The sequence below is a fragment of the Nitrobacter sp. Nb-311A genome, from assembly GCF_000152905.1.
In the GTDB taxonomy this organism is placed as follows: Bacteria; Pseudomonadota; Alphaproteobacteria; order Rhizobiales; family Xanthobacteraceae; genus Nitrobacter.
In genome coordinates this window covers 52,745-74,812 of the sequence record NZ_CH672417.1, presented here as the reverse complement: position 1 = coordinate 74,812, position 22,068 = coordinate 52,745, and the positions used below count along the sequence as shown (strand labels likewise).

Below are 22,068 nucleotides of genomic sequence, written 5' to 3'. Positions count from 1 at the left end.
TCGGGATCATGCTCTAAGCCCTGGTTTACGCTCGATTCCGCGGGACCCGCCGCCGGATTCCGCGGGTAGCGTATTGCCAGACTTGGCCTCTCCTTGATACACCGCCTCGGTCGGGATCGGAGAGCTTCTCGGGAGACGGGATGTTGAACGTTGTATCCACCACATCGCGGGGAGACGCGTCGATGTCCGCCAAGAACGGCGCCGTCAAGCTCGTCGCCGGTAACTCCAATCCGGTTCTGGCGCGGGAAATCGCCAGTTGGCTCGGACTTGAACTCACCAAAGCCAGCGTCCGTCGCTTCGCCGACAACGAGATCTTCGTCGAAGTCCTCGAGAATGTGCGCGGCTCGGACGTCTACGTGATCCAGTCGACCTCGTATCCGACCAACGACCATCTGATGGAGCTTTTGATCATCACGGACGCACTGCGCCGTGCCTCGGCGCGCCGGATCACCGCGGTGATTCCCTATTTCGGCTATGCGCGACAGGATCGAAAGGTCGGTTCGCGCTCACCGATCTCGGCCAAGCTGGTGGCCAACCTGATCACGCGCGCCGGAATGGATCGTGTGCTGACGCTTGATCTGCATGCGGGGCAGATTCAAGGCTTTTTCGATATTCCGACCGACAACCTTTATGCGTCGCCGGTGATGGTCCGCGACATCAAGGAGCAGTTTGAACTCGGCAAGCTGATGGTGGTGTCGCCCGACGTCGGCGGCGTGGTGCGCGCGCGCGGTCTTGCGAAGCGCATCAGTGCTCCGCTGGCGATAATCGACAAGCGCCGCGAGCGCGCCGGCGAATCCGAGGTCATGAATGTGATCGGTGATGTTGCGGGCTATACGTGCATTCTGATCGACGACATCGTCGATTCCGGCGGCACCCTGGTCAATGCCGCCGACGCGCTGCTCGCCAAGGGCGCGCAGGACGTCTATGCCTACATCACCCATGGCGTTCTGTCCGGCGGCGCCGCAGCGCGCATTGCCGGTTCAAAACTGAAAGAGTTGGTCATCACCGATTCGATCCAGCCGACCGACGCCGTGAACAAGACCGGTAACATCCGCCTGCTGTCTATCGCCGGATTGATCGGCGAAGCGATCCGCCGCACTGCCGCCGAGCAGTCAGTTTCCAGTCTGTTCGACTGAACGTAAAATCGGAGTAGGACATTAAAGTCTGATCCAGGCTCGATCTGGATCAAACTTTAATATCCTGCTGCACGAGCATGATCTTAATTGGTGTACGCTACTCGTTGCGCAGGTTCTCCGCTTTGCGCTTCCATTGCGCGACGTTGTCGGCGATCATCCGCGTCGACTTCATTGCGGCCTGACTCAACTGGGCATAGCCCGAGATTTCGCGCTGGACCCGCTGTCCTTCCGCATGAAGCAGATCGCGAAGGCTTTCAAGTTCAGTGACCAGGCTCTCGATCTCGGCGAGCGAGGTCCCGGCGACACGCTGAATCAGCGAGTTGACATTGTTGACCGTCGCTTCCGTGCTCGGCTCCAGTTTCGTGTCGGCGTTCGGAGTGCTGGGGCCAGCGGCGGGCCGGCGCAGATAGGCGATGTCGTTGCGCACGAAATCCCGAATACCCGCTTCGACCTCAGAGACGGCGGCGAGGTTCGTATCGGCTTCGGGTGCGCTTGGTTCCGCATTTTCAGATGGAGTGGCGTTCATCGGCTTGTTCCCTGTTTCGCGTTGAGCGAGCGCGGTTGTCCCCCGCACGACGAGTTTATAGCGCTTACATCAGGACTGTCGATTTTGACAACATCGGGGCCGATCTGCGGCAAACAATGTCAATCGCCGAACAGGCGCACCCGGCGGAGAAGTCACCACTTGCGCTTGAACGCTGCGGTCAGGCTCGCGTTCAGGGGACCGTTTGACGTTTCGCTGACCGAGCCGGCGACGCTGATGTCGTCGAACAGCTTCTGCTCGGCGCCGATCCTGCGAAGCCATTTATTATCGGTCGATGACAGCGACTGCCCCGCGATCAGGCTGGTGCCGGTGTCGTTCAGGCTCAGCCTGGCCGAGTGGTTGATATTATAACGTCGCGTTCCTTTGATGCCCGGGACCGACAGCGCGTCCTGTTGAATGACGTTATAGCCGTTTTGAACGGTAAGTGCGTAACGGCCATCGCTGAGCGGCAGCGATTTGCTGAGCGAGGTATCAAGCATGGTTTGATCCTGGGCCGGATCGATCCGCGCTTCAAGCCCGGTCTTGTCCCAGATCTGACCCAGACCGGGCGCGGTGACGGCCACCCACGCCTGACCCGAGGACTGCGATGGGCGGGCATTGGTGGCAAGCTTGTCTGCCTCCGAAGCCGTCAGTGGCGACGGTTGACGTATGACAGTCAGGTCGGTCCCGATGTGCGTGTTCCAAATCGGCGAAACCGAACGTTTCGCGGTAAGGGCGGCGGAGCCGTCAGCGGTATCGCGCGATGTCCAGGTAAGTTCGTCGCCGGATTGGGGTGGCTGCTGTTGCGAACGAAGGACTTGCGGCGGCCTTTCCTTCGCAAGGGCGAACCCGTCGGCCCTGAGCTGGCCCCAGTCGATGTCGGGATCCCCCGGCGGGTCGTCGGCGGTCGTGACATGGCCCGGCGGGCTGTCGGGAACCCCGGCAGACCCCGATTGCGCCGACAGCGTCCCGGTTGTCCAGCCAGCAGCAGCCACCAGAAGCAGCAAACTCGCACGTCGCATTCTCGAAGCCATGATATTCTGCCAGCCGATCCGAAGTCGTACATTGCCGCCCCGTTCGTTCGAAATTATGGCGCGCGGATATGCGCGCATGGGCGCGATACCTATATGCTCATCATGGTAAATCCAGTCTCGCCGGCGACCGCCCGGCCGCGCCGGCCGCCACCGATATTGATCTGCAGGAAGTGCCTCAAGCGTGCTGCGAATGGTCCCGGGGTTAAACGCGCGTTGAAATCGGAATTGAAGGCATTGAGCCGGGCGCGCGGCGAGAAGCGCCCGCGGGTGGTTTTGACCGGTTGCTTTGGGGTCTGTCCAAAACGCGCGGTAACCGTGACCAGCGGCTTGATATTGGCGCGCAGCGAATTCCTATTGGTGGCGGATGACGAGCAGGCGAGGGTCGCGGCCGCGAGGCTGATGGTACGTGAAATCTAGAAGCAAGATCCGATCAAAGTTGAATCGGACTATGCTCTAGAAATTGTTGTCTGGTCGCATTTTCCGGCGAACCGGTATCCGCTTCGCCGGAAAATGCTCTAAAATCGGGAAAGGTGTGGTGCGGTTTTCCGCCCCCATCTCTCCCTGATCTGAATCAATCACTGTCATCACTCCGGATCGCATCGATCCGCAATCATCGTGATCTCAGCGTTTCAGGCTTTTACCGGTTTCGTTTTGCTGTCTTGCCGGAGTTTTTTTCGGCGCGGCGGCTGATTCAGCTGCAAGCATATCCGCCGCCCGCCGCATCCCGCGTGCGTAACTGTCGGCGGCGTTGTCGGCGGACATCTGCATTCGCCTTGCGGCGGCTGCGCCTTCCTCGAACGCGTGCTTCGCCATCTGCCGCAAGCGCTGCTTGGCGGCGGCATCCTTCGCCTTGGCGGCGAGGGCGAGATAACGGTCGCGCCGCGCCTTGACCGCACCGATCAGATTTTTGTGCTGCTGTTTCGCAAGCCGCCGGATGATGACGTCGAGATCGGCGTCCGCCATGGATATTCCCGAGTGTCGTGCAGGAAGTTGGAGGGGAATGAAGGTCACCTGACAGCGTTTTCGAGCGAAGCATCTCTCCAGGCTTGACCCAAGGATGGTTTCCGGTTCGCATGTAGAAAACGCGTCAGATTACAATCATAGCGCCTCGCTTCTGATTCCGTCAGAAACGAAAAGGCTGTAGCAGGCTACATGAGCCGGAGCAATCGGGACAGGCGCCGCTCAAGAAATGTCTGATTATTGATGAAGGAGGTGATGACGTGAACGGATCAGGGGAATCCGTCCAGTCCTAATGCGGCTCTCAATCCTGCGATAGAAATCGATGGATTGTTCTTCGGTCGAATTACTTTTTCTTCCACCCGCCTCTTTTCCCCGGCGCGCCGCCGCTCGATCGCGGGCGCGGGCCGAACTCCGGGCCGGCTTCGTGCGATGAGGTTGGCTGATAGATGCGGCTTTCCGTTCCCGGTCCCATTTCATCCAGCGTCGGCTTGCGCGGCTTCGGCCGCGCGCCGGTCGGCTTGACCTCGTGCCAGGTGGCGATGCCCATCTCGTCGAGCGAGGGCTTGTGGACTTTCGAGGTTGACGAGCCACGTTTGCCGAACTTGCCGGCTGCCTTGCCTTGCGCCGCCTTGTCGAGACGCGCCGGCAGGTTCGCCGCGTCGCCATACTTCTTGTTGCCCGCGTAGCTGCCGGCCTTCGCCGCGACGCCGCGCTGCTTGATGGTGGGATCGTCGATCACCGCAAGCTCGGTGGCGCGCAGCCGCTTGACCTCGTCGCGCAGTCTTGCGGCTTCCTCGAAGTTCAGGTCGGCGGCGGCCTCGCGCATCCGTGTTTCCAGATCGGAGAGCACCGCCTCGAAATTATGACCGATCGCGATCGCGTCGTCGGCCAGGAAACCTGAGCCCGCGCCGTCGCCGATTTCCACCAGCACATGGTCGCGCTCGTAGACGCTGTTGAGGATGTCGCCGATGGATTTTCTGACGCTCTCCGGCGTGATGCCGTTGGCGGTGTTGTACTCCACCTGCTTCTCGCGGCGGCGGTCGGTCTCGGCGATGGAGCGCTGCATCGATCCGGTGACCTGATCGGCATAGAGGATCACCCGGCCTTCGACGTTGCGGGCCGCGCGGCCGATGGTCTGGATCAGCGAGGTCTCGCTGCGCAGGAACCCCTCCTTGTCCGCGTCGAGGATCGCGACCAGCGCGCATTCCGGAATATCCAGTCCCTCGCGCAGCAGGTTGATGCCGACCAGCGCGTCGAACGCGCCGAGCCGCAGGTCACGGATGATCTCGATGCGCTCGATGGTGTCGATGTCCGAGTGCATGTAGCGGACGCGGATGCCCTGCTCGTGCAGATATTCGGTGAGGTCCTCCGCCATGCGCTTGGTCAGCACGGTGATAAGCGAGCGATAGCCCTTCGCGGCGGTGGCGCGCACCTCGCCGACGAGATCGTCCACCTGTGTGCGCGCGGGGCGGATGTCGACCGGGGGATCGATCAGGCCGGTCGGTCGGATCACTTGTTCGACGAACACGCCGCCGCTTTCGTTCAGCTCCCACGCGCCCGGCGTGGCCGAGACCGCGACGGTTTGCGGGCGCATCATGTCCCATTCCTCGAAGCGCAGCGGCCGGTTGTCCATGCAGGAGGGCAGGCGGAAGCCGTATTCGGCGAGCGTCGCCTTGCGCCTGAAATCGCCACGAAACATGCCGCCGATCTGCGGCACGCTGACATGGCTTTCGTCGGCGAACACCAGCGCGTTGTCGGGGACGTATTCGAACAAGGTCGGCGGCGGCTCGCCCGGGCGGCGGCCGGTGAGATAACGCGAATAGTTCTCGATGCCGGCGCAGCTCCCGGTCGCCTCCATCATTTCGAGGTCGAAGGTGGTGCGCTGCTCCAGCCGTTGCGCCTCCAGAAGGCGGCCCTGGGCATGCAGCTGGTCGAGCCGCTGCTTCAGCTCCACCTTGATGCTCTTGATCGCCTGCACCAGCGTCGGCCGTGGCGTCACATAGTGCGAATTGGAATAGACCTTGATGAAGTCCAGTTCGTCCTGCTTGTGGCCGGTGAGGGGATCGAACTCCTCGATGCTTTCGACCTCGTCGCCGAACAGGTTGACGCGCCAGGCCCGGTCCTCGTAGTGCGCCGGGAAGATGTCGATGACGTCGCCGCGCACGCGAAAAGTGCCGCGGGTGAAATCGGCGCTGGTGCGCTTGTATTGCAGCGCCACGAGGTCGGCGATGAGCTGTCGCTGGTCGATGCGTTCGCCGCGCCTCAAGGCGAAGGTCATCGCGGTGTAGGTTTCGACCGAGCCGATACCGTAAATGCACGACACCGAAGCGACGATGATGACGTCGTCGCGCTCCAGCAGCGCGCGGGTCGCGGCATGGCGCATGCGATCGATCTGCTCGTTGATCGACGAATCCTTCTCGATGTAGGTGTCGGTGCGCGGGACGTAGGCTTCGGGCTGATAGTAGTCGTAATAGCTGACGAAGTATTCCACCGCGTTGTCGGGAAAGAAGCTCTTGAACTCGCCGTAAAGCTGCGCCGCCAGCGTCTTGTTCGGCGCCAGAATCAGGGCAGGGCGCTGCGTCGCCTCGATCACCTTGGCCATGGTGTAGGTCTTGCCGGAGCCGGTGACGCCGAGCAGCACCTGGGTGCGGTCGTTGCGCCGGATGCCTTCCACCAGTTCGCGGATCGCCTGCGGCTGGTCGCCTTTGGGTTGATACTCCGATTTGATCTCGAAGCGGACGCCGCCTTCGCTCTTCTCCGGTCGCGGCGGACGGTGCGGCGTCCAGAGCTTCAGCGAACCGTCGTCTTTCTTGAACTCAGGGCGGCCGTCGCGAAGCAGCGCCTCCAGCGATTCCGCCGTCGCCTTGACGCCGAGGCCCTCCATCTTGCTGCGCGGTGGCCGCGCCAGGGCGTCCTCGTCGTCCTCGGCGGTCGGAAGGCCCAGCTGTCGCGCCAGTTCCGGATCGAGCATCGGGATCGTGGCCGATGTGCCGTAGTTCGGCGTCGCGAATTCCGGTTGCGGCGCTTCATCGAAGCCGTCTCGCGCCACTTCCCCTTGGGGAGAAAAGGGGGAACTCGTCGCATCCCGTTTCGCAGTCGCATCGCTCTTGCCGCGCGTTGACCTCCGCGCGCGATGCGCCGCGGCCTCTCCCCCGGAGCGGCGGTCCCACGAATTGTCCGGCGGCGGCTGCAATCCGGTGCCGGACCCGAGGCCGGCGTCGCCGCGGTTGATGGCCGGATTGAGCAGGTCGGCCAAAGCCGGCCCGATCGGCTGCACTTCGGGACGATGCGCCTTCGTCTTCGAGGTTTTGGATTTCCGTGCGCTCGCCGGCTTACCGGGTTGTCGAGGGGGATCGGGAGCCTTCGCCATGCGGGCAATATGGGACGAGTCCGGCCCGCACGAAAGGGCGCATTCTCACGGATCCGTGGACACGGGATCTGCCTCCCGCGATGAAGAACGAGCCGCCGCCTTTCGCAGGCAATCGCGGCACAGGCAATCACTGCCTTCGGGCGGCATTGGCAGCCGCGCCGTCTCCTCGGCGCACCAACAGTTGCCGGACGGATCGCAACTGAATTCCGTTCCGCACCCGGAACAGAGGAGGCGGCGAACGGCTTGCTGTCCGGTCCGGCGTGTCATGGCGTCGGATGTATTCTCAGCCCGGGTTGATGCGCAATCATACGTCCGGATCGATACTGATGAAATCCCGGCCGGCGCCTTCTTTCGGCGGCGGGATTATTCGGCCGCGCGAAGGCGATGGATCGGGAGCCGGCGGCCGTTGCCGCGCAGCGACAGGTAGTAATCGGTATCCGCTGGATTGTCAGTGCGGCGAATAAGATCGGTTACCGGCGTATAGCTCAGCATCCGGCTGCCGTCCGGAAGCGCTGTACAAACGAAGCGCAGCACTGCGCCAGTTCTAAGTTTGATGTTGATCGGGGTCGGATCACCCGCGCGCACCATCCCGACGCGCTCGGCGATGAAATGGCTGAGTTCGTCTTGTGGCAGTTCATACGCGCCGGTATCGCGGCCATGATACATCAGCGCGATAAATGGAGGTTTGCTGTCGGCCTTTTCGTCCGGCAGCGAGAAGTAATGCCGGAATGCGCGGTTGATGAATTCGGCGCGGGTGTCCGCGTCGAGCATGACGATCCCGATGTCGGTCAGGTTGAGGGCGGCGGACAGCCGTGCCGCTGTTGCATGCCGCTCGCGCTCCTGTTTGAGCGAATTCGCCATCCGCAGCCGCAGCAATCCGGTTATCAGGGCGGTGCCGACGGCGGCCAGGGTCAGCAATCCAAGGTGCAGAACAATGGAACCGTCAGCGACTGCCGCGTTGTCCTCTCTCAGAAATCCTGCGGAGGCGAGAATAGCTATTGCGGCGCTGATCAGGCCGGAAGCTGTTCCACCAAGCGAGCCGGCGAATGCGACGATACAGACATACAACGCTGACAGGTTCGGGAAGGCGGCGAGGTCGCGGCCGGCATAGGTGGACGCGCCTGCGAGCAGCATCGCGAGAGCCGGGCCCAACATCATTCGCCAGTCGATGCGCATGACCGTTCCATGATACCGAACGAGATTAGACCCGGTTCGATGACAAGTAGTTGCATAGTCCCGGGATTTTCGTCGCCAGCGTTAATGGCGTCTAACGCGGCGGAACGCGATTTGAAGTTAATGCTCCCGTCTGTCCTTGAGCGGCGTTCCGCCAAGCTGCCGGGGTCTCACTGTGCGAGATGAGAGGTTCAATGAACGACCGAAGTCTTCCGTTGATGTTGATGATCGCGGCTCTCCATACGCTCCGCTCCGGCGCTGCCCTGGCCCAGGACGTTCCCGGCATTGAGATCTGCACCGTCGAAAAGACGATGGAGAGACGGACAAGTTGCCTCCAGAGCAACATCAATTTCCTGCAAGCCGCCCTCAGCAGACATATCACCGGCAGCGGGCAGAAGATCGATGCGGCCAACCGACAGATCCAGCAGCTCGAGCGCACAGTTGCGGAACTGCGGAAAACGGTGGCCGAGCTTCAAGCGGCGGGCAAGAAGCAGCCGCAGTCGCCGTTGAAGGAGGACAAAAAAACTCCGGCGAAGGAGGACACGAAGTAGTTTAGATACCGTGTCGACTTCTTCCAGTCGCCTGCATCTGTCCCGCCTCGCCATCGCGATATGAGTGAGACGAAATTGCTTTTGCAAATTTTGTCGCGATGGCGCAAATGGCGGTACAAGGAACGGAGTATACTATGCCCTGGCTGCAGCCGGTCACGCTCGAAGGACCTCATGCGCGGCTCGAGCCGTTGTCGCAGGATCACCGCGAAGCCCTTGTTGACGCGGTGAAGGACGGCGAGATCTGGAAGATCTGGTACACTTTCGTGCCGGCGCCGGAAAAAATGGGCGCCGAGATCGAGCGGCGGCTGTCGCTGCAAGCAGCCGGAACCATGCTGCCCTTCACGGTGCGGGATGCCGAGGGACGAATTGCGGGTATGACGACCTACATGAACGTCGATTCCGCGAGTTGCCGCGTCGAGATCGGTTCGACATGGTATGCGAAGCGCGTTCAGCGCACGGCAGTCAACACCCAGTGCAAGCTGCTGCTGCTCACCCACGCGTTCGAAAAGTTGAACTGCATCGCCGTGGAATTCCGTACTCACGTCTTCAATCATGTCAGCCGGCGTGGCATCGAGCGGCTCGGCGCCAAGCAGGAGGGCACCCTGCGCAATCGCGAAATGTCACCGAACGTGACGCTGCGGGATACCGTCGTCTACAGCATCCTTCCCGGCGACTGGCCGAACGTTAAGGCGCATCTTGCCTACGAGCTCAATGAAAAGCGCCGATAGGACTCCGCCCGATCTCGCGCTATTGCTTGCAGTCGCGAATCTGTTGCTGACGTCTCCATTAACCTGGCGATGGACATCACAATGATCTCCATGCTCGACGATCCTCTCGTCTCCACCGAACGGCTGGCTGCGAATCTCCGTGACGTCAAGGTCATCGATGCCTCGTTCAAGATGCCTGGCATGCTGCCGCTGGCGGTCGATGATTTTCATGCCGCGCACATTCCGGGCGCGGTGTTTTTCGATGTCGATGCCGTATCCGATCGTGCATCGTCCTTTCCGCATATGTTTCCGGATGCCGCGCAGTTCGCGCGCGATGTGGGCGCTCTGGGCATTTCCTCGAAAGATAAGGTCGTTGTTTACGACTCCGGCGGCTGGCTTGCCGGGCCGCGGGTGTGGTGGATGTTCCTGTCGTTCGGCCACGCCGATGTCCGGGTGCTTGACGGCGGCCTGAAGAAATGGCGTGCGGAAGGCCGCCAGGTCGAATCCGGCGAGGCTTCGCCGAAGCCGGGCCATTTCACCGCGACCTTTGATCCGCTTAATGTACGCGACAAGGCTCAACTTGTGAGCAACCTGTCGTCACATCGCGAGCAGCTTGTCGATGCGCGTGCGGCAGGCCGCTTCACCGGCGCGGTGGCGGAGCCGAGGCAGGGCTTGCGGTCGGGTCATATTCCCGGCAGCCGCAACCTTCCATACACAGAGCTGTTCGATCCCGCCACCGGCGTCATGAAACCGCTGGACCAAATCCGCGCCGTGTTTTCTCGCGCTGGCGTGAATTTGGCAAAGCCGATCGTAACCACCTGCGGTTCGGGGGTTTCCGCCGCGGTGCTGACGCTTGCGCTTTACCGCCTCGGCGTGCGGGGCTCGGCGCTCTACGACGGATCATGGTCGGAGTGGGGATCGAACGAAGGTCCGCCGATTGCCACGGGGCCCGCTTAGAGTCTTTGCACGCCCGCAGTCGGGAGACGGCTCGGGTCAACGATGTGAGTGGCGGGTCTTATGGCGGTGATGCTTGGCCCTGCGCGGCTCCTTCGCAGAGGAGCGTTTGGTGGCCGATGGCGAGGGATCGGCGGTGACCTGCGCGGCTTCTACCGGACGGTGACCTGGCAGGGGTGGTTTGAAATGCTCTCCGGACGGAGATGTCATGGTTTCCACGACGTCGGCCGGCTTTTCCTGCTCCTGCGCTGAGGAGGTGTCGCTTTGCGCGGCCGGGGCAGCGGCGGCGTCGCTCGGGGGCTTTACGGCTTTACTTGCATCGACGGCCGTCTCATCGCGCGATGCCGGCTCCGATGGTTCTGGCGCGGCCGTATTGACCGGAGGCATTGTGTCTGCCGTCGCCGGAGCGGAGGCCGATGGTGGCGGAGAAGCTGCCGGTACATCGTTGCCGGCCGGAGCCGCGGGTGAATCTGTGGCCGAAAGCGTATCGGGGGCCGGCGGTGCATCCTTGGCCGGAAGCGCATCCGTTGCCGGCGCATCGGGTCCGTTTTTCGGCAGCGCGTCCGATAGCTGCGCGTCCGATAAAGGTGTCAGGTGCTGTGTTTCGGCCTGGTTTGCCTCCGGCGTGGCAGGCTCGGCCGATGGATCGACCTGTAGTACCGCCAGTGTGGGCTGTTGGGCTTCTCTCGATGCAAACGTGACTTCGGGCATCTGCTTGAGCGGCAGACTTGCGAACTCTTCGTGGGTCGCTCGCAGCAAAGCCGCGGCCCCGAGGCCGAAAATCAGCATTGAGATCGCCAGCACGACCACAACGAACAGGGAACGGAAACCAGGTAACATGAGGATGGTTGCGCCTTCCCGCGTGTCTAGTCCAGGGCGGTGATCGAGCCATCAAAACGCGACTGAACGTACCTGCTCGACAGGTTGCGGCGGCAATCCACCGAATCAGGACAGATCGAGAATACCGCAAGAGACGCGGTCGCGCCCTCCAAAAATCCACCGCAACAATCGCCGTCGGAAAATTTGCCGGAAACCGGTGAGACCTTGGAGTTTTTCACCGCTTCACGGAAACGGTGAAAGACTCCATCTTTTTGATTTGACGCGCTTTCTCCGCGCGAGCCGGATTCCCCGTCGCTCGAAAGCGCTATAAAGGTCACGGTTTGCCGCGATCTTCGAATTATGACTGAATCGGGGAGGCTTTTGCCGGTATTGTCTTGAATGCGCCGCTATCGTGCGCGATGTCGCCGTTAACGATCCGGTGTCTTGTTGGATTTATATACAAGGGCGATGATGATCAAACGCATTCTGACGGTTTTTGCGGCGATCGTGGCCGCCGCAGCGGGAACGCCGTTAGCCTCGGCGCAGGACTACCCATCCCCGCCAAGCCCGGTCTATTCGGTGCCGCCCTCCCCCTATCCGGATGTAGACGATCGTTCAGGTGCAGTCGACGGGCTTCACAATTTCGATCCGGGCGACGACCAATCGACACGGAGCCGCAATTCCGCAACGCTGACACCGCCGGGCCCCGTGATGTCGCCGGATGATCCGCGCTACGGTCGCCCCGGTTCCTCGCCAGTCTACTCGAATCGCGATCTTCCGCCGGGTCCGGTAATGTCGCCCGACGATCCCCGTTACGGGCAACCCGGCCCTACGCATTATCAGACGCGTGCGCCGGAAACAGTCGCTTCGACCGGCGGACCGTCTGACGGCCTTACGCCGCCGGCTCCCGTCGGCGCGGACGGCAGGCCGACGCCGATGTCGGCGCTGCCGCCGGATGAGCAGCCGGAGGTCGATCAAGGCGGCGAGAAGCAACTGCCGGAGAGACTGCGCCGCAAGGAAGTCACTTTTGCTACCAAAGAGCCGGCGGGCACCATCGTGGTCGATACGTCGAACACGCACCTGTATTATATCTTGGGCAACAATCGCGCGATCCGTTACGGCGTGCGCGTCGGCCGCGACGGCTTCACCTGGTCCGGCGTGCAGAAGATCAGCCGCAAGGCGGAGTGGCCGGACTGGCATCCGCCGACCGAAATGATCGAACGCCAGCCTTATCTGCCGCGCTTCATGGCGGGCGGTCCCGGCAATCCGCTGGGCGCGCGCGCCATGTATCTTGGTTCGACCGTCTATCGCATCCACGGCACCAATCAGCCTTCGACGATCGGCAAGTTCGTATCCTCCGGTTGCATCGGTATGCTCAACGAGGATGTGTCGGATCTGTTTGACCGTGTGAAGGTCGGCACGCGCGTTGTCGTGCTCCCGGGCGGCCCGCCGCACACCGATACGACGGCCTCGACGCAGCCGGCTCCGGGATCGGGCGCTGCGCCGACTCCGCAGCCGCCGCAGACGGCGAGCTTGCCCGGAACTCAGCCAACCTCGGTGCCGCCGCTACCTGCGCCGGTCACGGTCCGGTAGCCGTGTCGCTTAACGCGGCCGAGGGCAGTGCCGAGCGCGCATAACGATTCTCCCGCGCGGATCTTTCCCGAGGACACGCTTCACTCAAAGCTGCTTCGGCTCACCGCAGCGCGCGTACCCGTGCGTCCTTGAGCCACGCGGCAATGTTCCCGATCATCTCGATGTAATAGTGCCCGTAGTTCTGCGTGATCTCGCAGCCGATAGGTGAGGTCCCCAAGCGCCTATCAAGCCTGCGTTTCGGATGATTGAGGCGTGGCGTTTTCCGGCAGAGGAGACTCGGTCTGGAATCCGCCGTCAGACGTTCCTTTGTCGTCGCTTCGACGATCGGCGCGGTCGTGCTCGATATTGTGTGATGCCGACTGCGGGTGAGTCTGCTCATTGGGAATGAACCGGCGGACGCTCGCCGTGCTTGGCTCGCCAGGCGGGCCCGGGTCCGCGCATATAATGCAGTTCGGGCCGGTAGGAGTTGAACGCGATGGCGATGAATTCGCGCCATAACTCGCGAATGCCGTGAGGCCGTCCGCGTTGATGATCCTGTTTTTCGATCGGTTTGGAGGCTGACGCCGATACGCTGGTCGCCATGGTGTTTCTGCCTTGTTGGTCGCGAACGTCCTGCTGGAAGACCGGCAAGATCCGCTGGTCTCGCCATTCTTCACCGATTCAATTAAAAGGCGGTTTGAATGAGACGGAGCGGAGTATTCCTTTCGTCAACCTTTCTGAGTGGTTAAGGCAAGGTTGCCCTTTCGCCGCCGCGCGGCTACATCAGCGGGCAGCAACTTTCCTGAAACCAGCGCCGTGAATCTGACGTTCGGCCCCCGCGAGCTGTTCAGCGACTTGGATTCGAAAGAAGCATAAACCTTCGGTCGGCGCGGAGGTCGATTCTGACGTTCTCCTGACGATGTCGCCGCAAGGCGGAAGAGAACGTCTGAACACCGCCGCGGGGCTTTTTAAGAATCACGCTGAATTAGGGATCACGATGGCGCGCCAGTTCATTTACTTCATGCAGGGCTTGTCCAAGACCTATCCGCCGAATCGGAAGGTGCTGGATAACATCCACCTGTCGTTCTATCCGGACGCCAAGATCGGCGTGCTCGGCGTCAACGGTTCGGGCAAATCGACCCTGCTGAAGATCATGGCCGGGCTGGACAAGGACTACACCGGCGAGGCCTGGGTCGCGCAGGGCGCGCGCGTCGGCTACCTCGAGCAGGAGCCGCAACTCGACCCGGCCAAGACCGTGCGCGAGAACGTCATGGAGGGCGTCGCCAAGCAGAAGGCGATCCTCGATCGCTATAACGATCTGGCGATGAACTACTCCGATGAGACCGCCGACGAGATGACCAGGCTGCAGGATGAGATCGAAGCCGCGGGATTGTGGGATCTCGACAGCAAGGTCGATCAGGCGATGGACGCGCTGCGCTGCCCTCCCGATGATGCCGACGTGACCAAGCTCTCCGGCGGCGAGCGCCGCCGCGTCGCGCTGTGCAAGCTGCTGCTCGACCAGCCGGACCTCTTGCTGCTGGACGAACCGACCAACCATCTCGATGCCGAGTCGGTGTCGTGGCTCGAAGGTCACTTGCGCAATTATCCCGGCGCGATCCTGATCGTCACCCACGATCGCTACTTCCTCGACAACGTCACCGGCTGGATCCTCGAACTCGATCGCGGCCGCGGCATTCCATACGAGGGCAACTACTCCTCGTGGCTTGTGCAGAAGCAGAAGCGGCTCGAGCAGGAAGGCCGCGAGGACGCCGCGCACCAGAAGACGCTGGCGCGGGAGCAGGAATGGATCGCCGCCTCGCCCAAAGCACGGCAGGCCAAGTCCAAGGCGCGCTATCAGCGCTACGAGGAACTGCTCAAACAGGCCAGTGAGAAGCAGACCCAGACCGCGCAGATCATCATCCCTGTCGCCGAGCGCCTCGGCGCCAATGTCGTGGACGTCGAAGGCTTGTCGAAATCGTTCGGTGATCGCCTGTTGATCGACGATCTCACCTTCAAGCTGCCGCCCGGCGGCATCGTCGGCGTCATTGGCCCCAACGGCGCAGGCAAGACCACGCTGTTCCGCATGATCACCGGACAGGAGACGCCGGACAAGGGCACGATCACGGTGGGCGAGACCGTGCATCTCGGTTATGTCGACCAGTCGCGCGATGCGCTCGACGGAAGCAAGACGGTGTGGGAGGAAATCTCCGGCGGCACCGACCAGATTTTGCTCGGCAGGAAGGAAGTGAATTCGCGCGGCTATTGCTCGGCGTTCAACTTCAAGGGCGCCGACCAGCAGAAGAAGGTAGGTAGCTTGTCGGGCGGCGAACGCAATCGCGTGCATCTCGCCAAGATGCTGAAGTCCGGCGCCAACGTGCTGCTGCTCGACGAGCCCACCAACGATCTCGATGTCGATACGCTGCGGGCGCTGGAAGAGGCGCTGGAGGATTTCGCGGGCTGCGCCGTTATCATCAGCCACGACCGCTGGTTTCTCGACCGTATCGCCACGCATATCCTCGCGTTCGAAGACGACAGCCACGTCGAATGGTTCGAGGGCAACTTCCAGGACTACGAGAAAGACAAGATGCGCCGGTTGGGCCAGGACAGCGTCATCCCGCATCGCGTGAAGTACAAGAAGCTGACGCGGTGATTTGTCAAGCTAATGACCAAGTATAGCGGCGAGGAATCGACGGATGCTACGAATTGACGGTGCTAGCAAAAAGCTTCTTCGACTAGAACCGAAGACCATGCGTGAATCGGGCTATTGGGAACGGCGCGACATCCAGAACATGATTTGTCGGAGCCCCGATGCTTTTTGCAACGAACTGGGTGAGGATATTCGTATCGTCGGCACCGAAATTCAGCCTACTGAATTCGTTCAAGACCGGATTGATTTACTTGGAGTCGATCCTGATGGAGTGGCGGTGGTTATTGAGTTGAAGAGAGATAGCGACAAGTTGCAACTCCTTCAAGGTCTGTCTTATGCTGCCATGCTTTCCAAATGGGAGCCGTATCAATTTATTGATGCGCTTGCAAATTTCAACGGCAAGTACGGCGACAAGCTTCAGACGATCGAAGAAGCTCAGGAAGAGATCGGCGAGATACTAGAAGAGGGTGACATTGCCGTAATGAATAGAAGTCAGCGTGTCCTTTTGCTGGCTGAAGAGTTTGACTATGGGGTGCTTGCGACCGCAGAATGGCTCTGGGAGAAGTTTGAGCTAGACATCAGATGCTACCGCCTTCAGTTGGCGAGACACGATGACCTTAATTTCTTGACCTGTACGAGAGTTTACCCTCCCCCTGAACTCTCAGATATCGCAATAAGGCGAAGGCGAACGAAGGAGATCGGATTAGGAACATCGGCAACTTGGGACGATGTTTACAAAACGCTCCAGAGCGATGCCGTGTGTGGCTTCTTCAGATCGGAGGTGCTGGCAGGGGTAGACAATCTTCCCGGTCGAAGACGTCTCATATACCGTCGTGACGGAAGAAGCCTGTTTCGGATTGGAGCAAGAAAACAGTTCGCGACCGTCCATCAGTTCGGGCGATTTGAAAATGATGAGAGTTACTGGCGCGGACGGTTGGCTCCGGATGCCAATGTCCGATTGGTACGAGATGGTAAGGAGCTTCGTTTCAGGCTTCAGACCGAGAACGATTTCGCAGCTTTCAAATCCGCATGGCGTTCTGACCTGACCAATAGGCAGTTTTTCAAAGATGCGGAAGACGCAATCGCTGACGGCGAGGATTTGAAGGATTAGGAGTTGAGAATTCTTTATCTCGCTCTTCGCTACCCCACCTTCTCCGCCAGCCACATCTTGATCAGCGACCGATAGGGCACGTCGCGCCTGTTGGCGGCGATCTTGATCTGCTCGAGCAGGTTGACCGGCAGCCGCAGCGAAATCGCCGTCGGTTGGAAGTAATCCGCAGTGCTGGGGGGCAGGTAAGCGGACGCAACGCCTGGGCAGAAGAAGAATCTCCGGTTCGCCATTTTCGGAACACGATGGAACCAAATCGCTCATCGGCCATTGAAGGACCACGAATATCGGGGTCATCGGCGGTGAGTCTGGATCTGGACGCGAGGGTAGCGCCGCGGGTAGCGAGGGGAGGCATCGGCGACCGGGCGCTAACAGCGGTCGTTGTTGCGGCGCTGGTAATCTGCGGACTCTATGTGGGTCGGGAGATTTTCGTCCCCATCGTGCTGGCCGTGCTTTTGAGCTTCGTGCTTGCCCCGCTGGTTGATATTCTCGAACGCTGGCATTTTCCGCGCGCGGCCAGCGTTCCTGTCGTGGTCCTGCTTGCTTTCATAGCAATCTTTGCCCTCGGCGGTCTGATCGTGAGGGAAGTCAGGGGCCTCGCAGAGAGCCTGCCGCTATACCAGCAGACGATGCAGCAAAAGATCCAATCGCTGCGGGCCCTGACGATGACCGGGCCGCTGGATCGCGCGGCCGAGCTTCTTCAAAATCTCGACAAGGAAATCAGCGGCCCGCAAAATCAGCCATCGCCATCGGCGGCGGGTTCGCCATCCTCCAAAACGGCCGATCACGTCGAGCCTATACCCGTCTTGGTGCGTTCGCCGCCGCAGTCCGCCCTTGAGAATATTTCCGCGCTCATCAGCCCGCTGCTGCATCCGCTGGCGATCGTGGGCATCGTGATCGTATTCGTGATCTTCATCCTGTTCCAGCGGGAGGATCTCCGCAACCGGTTCATCAAGCTCGCAGGATCGAACGATCTACAGTCCGCCACCGCGGCGATCGACGACGCGGCCGGCCGGCTCAGCCGTCTTTTCCTGATGCAGGTCCTGCTTAATGCCGGATTCGGTGTGATCGTGGCGGCCGGACTTCTATTGATCGGCGTCCCCAGCGCCATCCTTTGGGGCATTCTGGCCGCGATCATGCGGTTCGTGCCTTATGTCGGTCCTTTCATAGCAGCATTTTTTCCGTTGACCCTGGCTATCGCGGTCGATCCCGGCTGGTCGATGCTGCTGTGGAGCGGCGCGCTCATTCTGCTGACGGAGCTGGTGGTCGGTCAGGTGTTCGACCCTTTGCTTGTGGGGCACAGCAGCGGATTGTCGCCGGTGGCCGTCGTGGTCTCGGCAACGTTCTGGACCGCGCTATGGGGGCCGATCGGACTTGTTCTCGCGACCCCCTTGACGATCTGCCTCGTCGTGTTGGGCCGTCATGTCGAGCAACTCCGATTTTTGGATATTCTGCTAGGTGATCGTCCGGCGCTGTTGCCGCAGGAGCTGTTCTATCAGCGGATGCTGGCCAACGATCCCGCGGAGGCCGTCGAGACGGCCGAAAAGTTTTTGAAGGAGCGTTCGCTCGCCGAATATTATGAAAACGTCGCGCTGAAGGGTTTGATGCTGGCGCAGGCCGACCTCAAACGCGATCGGTTGTCGCCGGATCGCCTTGCCGAAATCAGGGATAGCGTTGCCGAGGTCATCGACGGACTGGCTTCCGAATTCGATGACGCGCTGGATGGCCACCACCAGCCGAAGAACGCGTCCGCTGCCGAGGCGGCGGACCTGGCCGGCGCGCCGATGCCGGAGCTACCGTTCCTCATCCGCGAGGGATTGCCGGTGGAGTGGCAGGCCGAACATCCCGTGCTCTGTGTCGCGCAACGCAGCGATCTTGACGAAGCGGCCGCGATGTTTCTGGCTGAGATCCTGTCGAAACACGGTCTTGGAGCGCGCGCCGCCAGGAAAGAGGAGACGTCGCCGAGCGGAATTTCCCAGCTCGATGCTTCGGGCGTGATGCTCGTATGCATCTCGACGCTCGATGACGGGAGCCTGGCCCACACGCGTCATCTGCTTCGCAAGATTCGCCGCAAGATGCCGCGGGCGCGCATCCTCGTTTGCTGCTGGGGATGCACCAACAGCGGGATGACGACGGACCACCTCAAGGCCGACGCGGTCGCGGACAATCTGGGAGAGGCTGCCGCCTATTGTCTATCGCTGGTCGACCAAACGGATGCACACGATATCATACATAAGAGTGTCGTTGCTTGCTCGCGGGAGCCTGGCCTGCCGATCCCGCCAAAGCAGACCGATGGGAGTGCCGGTCGCCGGGGCTCTCCACCACATACATCTTCCCGCCGTGATCGGCGTTGATCAACGCGCCGGGTTGATGTCGAAGGAGACGTGTAGACGCGATGGACGATTGGAGCGCCCAGCAATATCTGAAGTTCGAGGACGAGCGTACTCGGCCGTCCCGCGATCTGCTAGCGCAGGTTCCACTTGGCGCGCCGCGAAAGGCCGTCGATATCGGCTGCGGTCCCGGTAATTCCACCGAATTGCTGGTCGAGCGCTGGCCGCGGACCGAGGTCATCGGGATCGATACATCCGCCGACATGCTGCGGCAGGCCCGCGAGCGGCTGCCCCGGCACACATTTATCGAAACCAACGTCGCGCATTGGGTTCCGCCGGCGGATACCGACCTGCTGTTCGCCAATGCGATCTTCCAGTGGGTGCCGGATCATCTGCGCCAGTTGCAGCGACTGTTGAGCGCGCTTCCGTCAGGCGGTGTGCTGGCGGTGCAGATGCCGGACAATGTCGATGAGCCAAGTCATGTGATGATGCGCGAGGTGGCTCATTCGGGACCGTGGCGAGAAAGACTTGCGGACGCCGCGCGAGCGAAAGACCTGCTGGCGCGGCCCGGAGCTTACTACGACGCATTGCGGCCGTTGTGCGAACGCATCGAGATCTGGCACACCATTTATAATCACGTCCTTGAGGACACCGCGGCAATCGTCGAATGGGTCAAGGGGACTGGATTGCGGCCCTTCCTAAGTCCGCTGGAGCCGACGGAAAGGAAAGAGTTCCTGCGCGAATATACCGCGCGCATCGCCGCGGCCTATCCGACGCAGGCGGACGGCAAGGTGCTGTTGCGTTTCCCGCGTTTTTTCGTCGTGGCGATCAGATAATTGGTGAGGCGTTTGGCGAGCTATGCCGCCTTGCTCCGCGTTGCATTTTGTCGCGGTCGGACGTCTCGATTCCGTCACAGGGAATCGAATAAAAAGCTCTCCCGTCACGACGAGACCCGTAATGTCCCCGATGCCTGAATCTCCGGGCCCGAAGGCTGCCTTCACTGCCCTTCGCCCGCTGCCGATGTTGATCTTTTCCTCGCGCTGGCTTCAGCTTCCGCTTTATATTGGCCTGATCATCGCCCAGGGAGTCTATGTGATCCTGTTTCTGAAGGAGCTGTGGCATCTCATCGGACACTCTTTCGACTTTTCCGAACAGCAGATCATGCTGGTGGTGCTCGGCCTCATCGATGTGGTGATGATCTCGAACCTTCTCGTGATGGTCATTGTCGGCGGCTACGAGACCTTCGTGTCGCGGCTCAACCTCAAAGGCCATCCCGACGAGCCGGAGTGGTTAGGCCATGTCAACGCCAGCGTTCTCAAGATCAAGCTCGCGATGGCGATCATCGGCATCTCATCGATCCATCTCTTGCGGACTTTCATCGCGGCTGGAAACCTTGGGACCGAGCGCGCCATGAATTATACGCAAACCGGTGTGATGTGGCAGACCATCATCCATGTCGTATTTATCTTTTCGGCAATCGGCATTGCGCTTGCGGACCGTATCGTGAATGAAGGTAACGGATCGAACGGCGAGGCGAGCCATTAGCATGGCGACAACCGCCGCGGACATCCTGCGACGATCGTGGATCGCGGTCGTGATCCTGTTGGCGCTCGCCCTCGGAGAAGCGCCGCCGCCGGTGCATGCGGCGGACGACGGCTTCACGCGTTTCATCGCCTCGATCTGGCCCGAGGCGCAGCAGGCGGGCGTTTCGCGCGCGACGTTCGACTCCCTCACAGCCGGACTCGCGCCGGACTACAAGCTGCCCGACCTTATCCTGCCCGGCCGGCCCGCGACCGGTGCGCCGTCGCAGGCGGAATTCGTTCAGGTGCCGGCGGATTATCTCAAGGAGAGCAGTATCGCGCGGCTGGCGGCTGAAGGGCAGCGGCTGATGCGGAAAAACCAATCGACATTGAACGAGATCGAAAGGCGCTTCGGCGTACCCGCTACGATCATCCTTGCGATCTGGGGCCGCGAAACCGATTACGGTCGCTACACGCTGCCTTATGACGCGCTACGCGTGCTGGCGACCCAGGCTTATGTCGGCCGCCGCAAGGACCAGTACCGTAAAGAGTTCATCGAAGGGCTGCTGTTGCTGCAGCGCGGTGCGGTTTCGCGCAAGAATTTTCGTGCGTCGTGGGGCGGGGCCACGGGGCTGACTCAATTCCTGCCGTCCGAGCTCGCCAAGCACGGCGTCGATTTCGATGGCGATGGACGCATCGACATCTGGTCCTCGGTGCCGGATGCGCTGGCCTCGGCCGCGCAGCAGCTCGTCAACAAGGGCTGGCAGCCGGGACTGCGCTGGGCCTACGAGGTGCGCGCGCCGGCACATGCCGATTGCACGGAGGGCGTGCCCGAGGTGAGGAAGCCCATCAAGGAATGGCTGCGCGAAGGTTTCTCGCCTGTGCGTGGACAAAAGCTGACTGCGGTTGAGCGGGAACAGTTGGCGTCGCTACTGCAACCGGAAGGCAGCTACGGCCCGTCGTTCCTGACCACGAAGAACTACTTCGTCATCAAGGAATACAATTTCTCAGATCTGTATGTCCTGTTCGTCGGCCATCTTGCAGACCGCATGACCAGCCCGTTGCCTTTCGCGACATCGTGGTCCGCCTCGACGCAGCTCCGCAGCCGGGACGTCGAGGCGATGCAGCGCCATTTGACGCGGCTCGGTTTGTACAAGGACAAGATCGACGGCAAGGCTGGGATGCTGACGCGCGCGGCGCTCGGCGCCTATCAGAAGTCGGCTGGCCTCAAGGTGGACTGCTGGCCCAGTGAGGTGGTGCTGCGCGCGATGGATGATGCGGGACGCTGAAATCGTCGCTCCGCGACAAAAACCCGGCCTGCGGCCGGGTCTCCCGGTTTGGATTTTCGGAACGATCGGATCAGTCGCATACCTCAACGCGACGGAAACGCCAGCCATACCCGTCCCAGAACCTCTCTCGGATCATGCGGCATGGCGGTGGACCGCCGACATAGGCCGGGGGAGGTGCGGCGTAGACCGGAGCCGGCACGGCGTACGCCGGCGGGCTGTTCGCGATTGCACCGCCGATGATGGCGCCAGCCGCCAGACCGCCGAGAACGCCGGCTGCCACCGCTCCTCCGCGAGCCTCTGCCTGCGGAGCGGTCGCTACAGAACCGGTCGCAACCGTCGCAGCCGCGAGGATGGCAAAAACTGTTTTCTTCATCT

Annotated in this window: 21 protein-coding genes and 1 pseudogene; 11 read left to right on the top strand and 11 right to left on the bottom strand. The window is 61.4% G+C overall.

What is annotated here, in order from left to right; translation table 11 throughout:
- Nucleotides 1–182 precede the first annotated feature (182 nt).
- The gene (locus tag NB311A_RS11625) at nt 183–1,136 is read left to right on the top strand and encodes a ribose-phosphate pyrophosphokinase (RefSeq protein WP_009798756.1); all 954 of its coding nucleotides are present in this window, start codon (nt 183–185) and stop codon (nt 1,134–1,136) included.
- 97 nt (nt 1,137–1,233) lie between these two features.
- Here NB311A_RS11625 and NB311A_RS11620 read toward each other — a convergent pair whose 3' ends face one another.
- The 6 genes from NB311A_RS11620 to NB311A_RS11595 form a co-directional block, all read right to left on the bottom strand.
- A complete protein-coding gene (locus NB311A_RS11620; protein ID WP_040675111.1) occupies nt 1,234–1,662 on the bottom strand; it encodes a hypothetical protein in 429 nt (142 codons plus the stop codon).
- A gap of 152 nt (nt 1,663–1,814) precedes the next feature.
- Complete coding sequence (locus NB311A_RS11615) at nt 1,815–2,681, bottom strand: hypothetical protein (RefSeq protein ID WP_245256991.1); 867 nt, start codon at nt 2,679–2,681, stop codon at nt 1,815–1,817.
- A gap of 633 nt (nt 2,682–3,314) precedes the next feature.
- Nucleotides 3,315–3,656, bottom strand: a complete 342-nt coding sequence (locus tag NB311A_RS11605; protein ID WP_009798752.1) for a hypothetical protein — start codon at nt 3,654–3,656, stop codon at nt 3,315–3,317.
- 340 nt (nt 3,657–3,996) lie between these two features.
- Nucleotides 3,997–7,023, bottom strand: coding sequence for an excinuclease ABC subunit UvrB (gene uvrB, locus NB311A_RS11600; protein ID WP_009798751.1), 3,027 nt, complete (start codon nt 7,021–7,023; stop codon nt 3,997–3,999).
- Between the two features lie 45 nt (nt 7,024–7,068).
- Nucleotides 7,069–7,290, bottom strand: a complete 222-nt coding sequence (locus tag NB311A_RS22635) for a hypothetical protein (RefSeq protein ID WP_009798750.1) — start codon at nt 7,288–7,290, stop codon at nt 7,069–7,071.
- Nucleotides 7,291–7,386: 96 nt separating this feature from the next.
- On the bottom strand, nt 7,387–8,199 hold the full coding sequence (locus tag NB311A_RS11595; RefSeq protein ID WP_009798749.1) for a PAS-domain containing protein: 813 nt from the start codon (nt 8,197–8,199) through the stop codon (nt 7,387–7,389).
- Between the two features lie 191 nt (nt 8,200–8,390).
- Between NB311A_RS11595 and NB311A_RS11590 the strand changes: the two genes are divergently transcribed.
- The 3 genes from NB311A_RS11590 to sseA all read left to right on the top strand — a co-directional run bounded on the left by NB311A_RS11590 (nt 8,391) and on the right by sseA (nt 10,411).
- Entirely contained in the window at nt 8,391–8,747 is a 357-nt protein-coding gene (locus NB311A_RS11590; protein ID WP_009798748.1) for a hypothetical protein, read from the top strand.
- A gap of 134 nt (nt 8,748–8,881) precedes the next feature.
- Nucleotides 8,882–9,475 carry a GNAT family N-acetyltransferase gene (locus tag NB311A_RS11585; RefSeq protein ID WP_009798747.1) on the top strand — a complete coding sequence of 198 codons (594 nt, stop codon included), beginning with the start codon at nt 8,882–8,884 and terminating at the stop codon, nt 9,473–9,475.
- An 81-nt stretch (nt 9,476–9,556) separates the two neighbouring features.
- Nucleotides 9,557–10,411 carry a 3-mercaptopyruvate sulfurtransferase gene (gene sseA, locus NB311A_RS11580; RefSeq protein ID WP_371256507.1) on the top strand — a complete coding sequence of 285 codons (855 nt, stop codon included), beginning with the start codon at nt 9,557–9,559 and terminating at the stop codon, nt 10,409–10,411.
- 36 nt (nt 10,412–10,447) lie between these two features.
- Here the strand turns inward: sseA and NB311A_RS11575 are convergent, their stop codons facing one another.
- Together NB311A_RS11575 and NB311A_RS11570 are read right to left on the bottom strand one after the other, a co-directional pair.
- Nucleotides 10,448–11,248, bottom strand: a complete 801-nt coding sequence (locus NB311A_RS11575; protein ID WP_040674975.1) for a hypothetical protein — start codon at nt 11,246–11,248, stop codon at nt 10,448–10,450.
- Nucleotides 11,249–11,274: 26 nt separating this feature from the next.
- Nucleotides 11,275–11,565 carry a hypothetical protein gene (locus NB311A_RS11570; protein ID WP_009798744.1) on the bottom strand — a complete coding sequence of 97 codons (291 nt, stop codon included), beginning with the start codon at nt 11,563–11,565 and terminating at the stop codon, nt 11,275–11,277.
- A gap of 130 nt (nt 11,566–11,695) precedes the next feature.
- On the opposite strand from NB311A_RS11570, the gene NB311A_RS11565 reads away from it, so the two are divergent.
- Complete coding sequence (locus tag NB311A_RS11565) at nt 11,696–12,820, top strand: L,D-transpeptidase (protein WP_009798743.1); 1,125 nt, start codon at nt 11,696–11,698, stop codon at nt 12,818–12,820.
- Nucleotides 12,821–13,195: 375 nt separating this feature from the next.
- Here NB311A_RS11565 and NB311A_RS11555 read toward each other — a convergent pair whose 3' ends face one another.
- Nucleotides 13,196–13,402: a hypothetical protein gene (locus NB311A_RS11555; RefSeq protein ID WP_009798741.1), complete on the bottom strand. Its 207-nt coding sequence runs from the start codon at nt 13,400–13,402 to the stop codon at nt 13,196–13,198.
- A gap of 394 nt (nt 13,403–13,796) precedes the next feature.
- On the opposite strand from NB311A_RS11555, the gene ettA reads away from it, so the two are divergent.
- Both ettA and NB311A_RS11545 read left to right on the top strand, forming a co-directional pair.
- Nucleotides 13,797–15,449 (top strand): energy-dependent translational throttle protein EttA, encoded by a 1,653-nt coding sequence (gene ettA, locus NB311A_RS11550; protein WP_009798740.1) that lies wholly within the window; start codon nt 13,797–13,799, stop codon nt 15,447–15,449.
- A gap of 43 nt (nt 15,450–15,492) precedes the next feature.
- Nucleotides 15,493–16,557: a hypothetical protein gene (locus NB311A_RS11545; protein WP_009798739.1), complete on the top strand. Its 1,065-nt coding sequence runs from the start codon at nt 15,493–15,495 to the stop codon at nt 16,555–16,557.
- Between the two features lie 29 nt (nt 16,558–16,586).
- On the opposite strand, the pseudogene NB311A_RS23190 reads toward NB311A_RS11545, so the two are convergent.
- A pseudogene (locus NB311A_RS23190) lies at nt 16,587–16,706 on the bottom strand (CopG family antitoxin); the annotation flags it as partial.
- A 150-nt stretch (nt 16,707–16,856) separates the two neighbouring features.
- Between NB311A_RS23190 and NB311A_RS11535 the strand changes: the two are divergent.
- The 4 genes from NB311A_RS11535 (at nt 16,857) to NB311A_RS11520 (ending at nt 21,693) form a co-directional block, all read left to right on the top strand.
- Nucleotides 16,857–18,908: an AI-2E family transporter gene (locus NB311A_RS11535; protein ID WP_009798737.1), complete on the top strand. Its 2,052-nt coding sequence runs from the start codon at nt 16,857–16,859 to the stop codon at nt 18,906–18,908.
- Between the two features lie 41 nt (nt 18,909–18,949).
- A complete protein-coding gene (gene tam / locus NB311A_RS11530; protein ID WP_009798736.1) occupies nt 18,950–19,720 on the top strand; it encodes a trans-aconitate 2-methyltransferase in 771 nt (256 codons plus the stop codon).
- A 121-nt stretch (nt 19,721–19,841) separates the two neighbouring features.
- On the top strand, nt 19,842–20,429 hold the full coding sequence (locus tag NB311A_RS11525) for a TIGR00645 family protein (RefSeq protein ID WP_040674973.1): 588 nt from the start codon (nt 19,842–19,844) through the stop codon (nt 20,427–20,429).
- Between the two features lies 1 nt (nt 20,430).
- On the top strand, nt 20,431–21,693 hold the full coding sequence (locus NB311A_RS11520) for a lytic murein transglycosylase (RefSeq protein WP_009798734.1): 1,263 nt from the start codon (nt 20,431–20,433) through the stop codon (nt 21,691–21,693).
- A 70-nt stretch (nt 21,694–21,763) separates the two neighbouring features.
- On the opposite strand, the gene NB311A_RS11515 is transcribed toward NB311A_RS11520, so the two are convergent.
- On the bottom strand, nt 21,764–22,066 hold the full coding sequence (locus tag NB311A_RS11515; protein ID WP_009798733.1) for a hypothetical protein: 303 nt from the start codon (nt 22,064–22,066) through the stop codon (nt 21,764–21,766).
- Between the last annotated feature and the right edge of the window lie 2 nt (nt 22,067–22,068).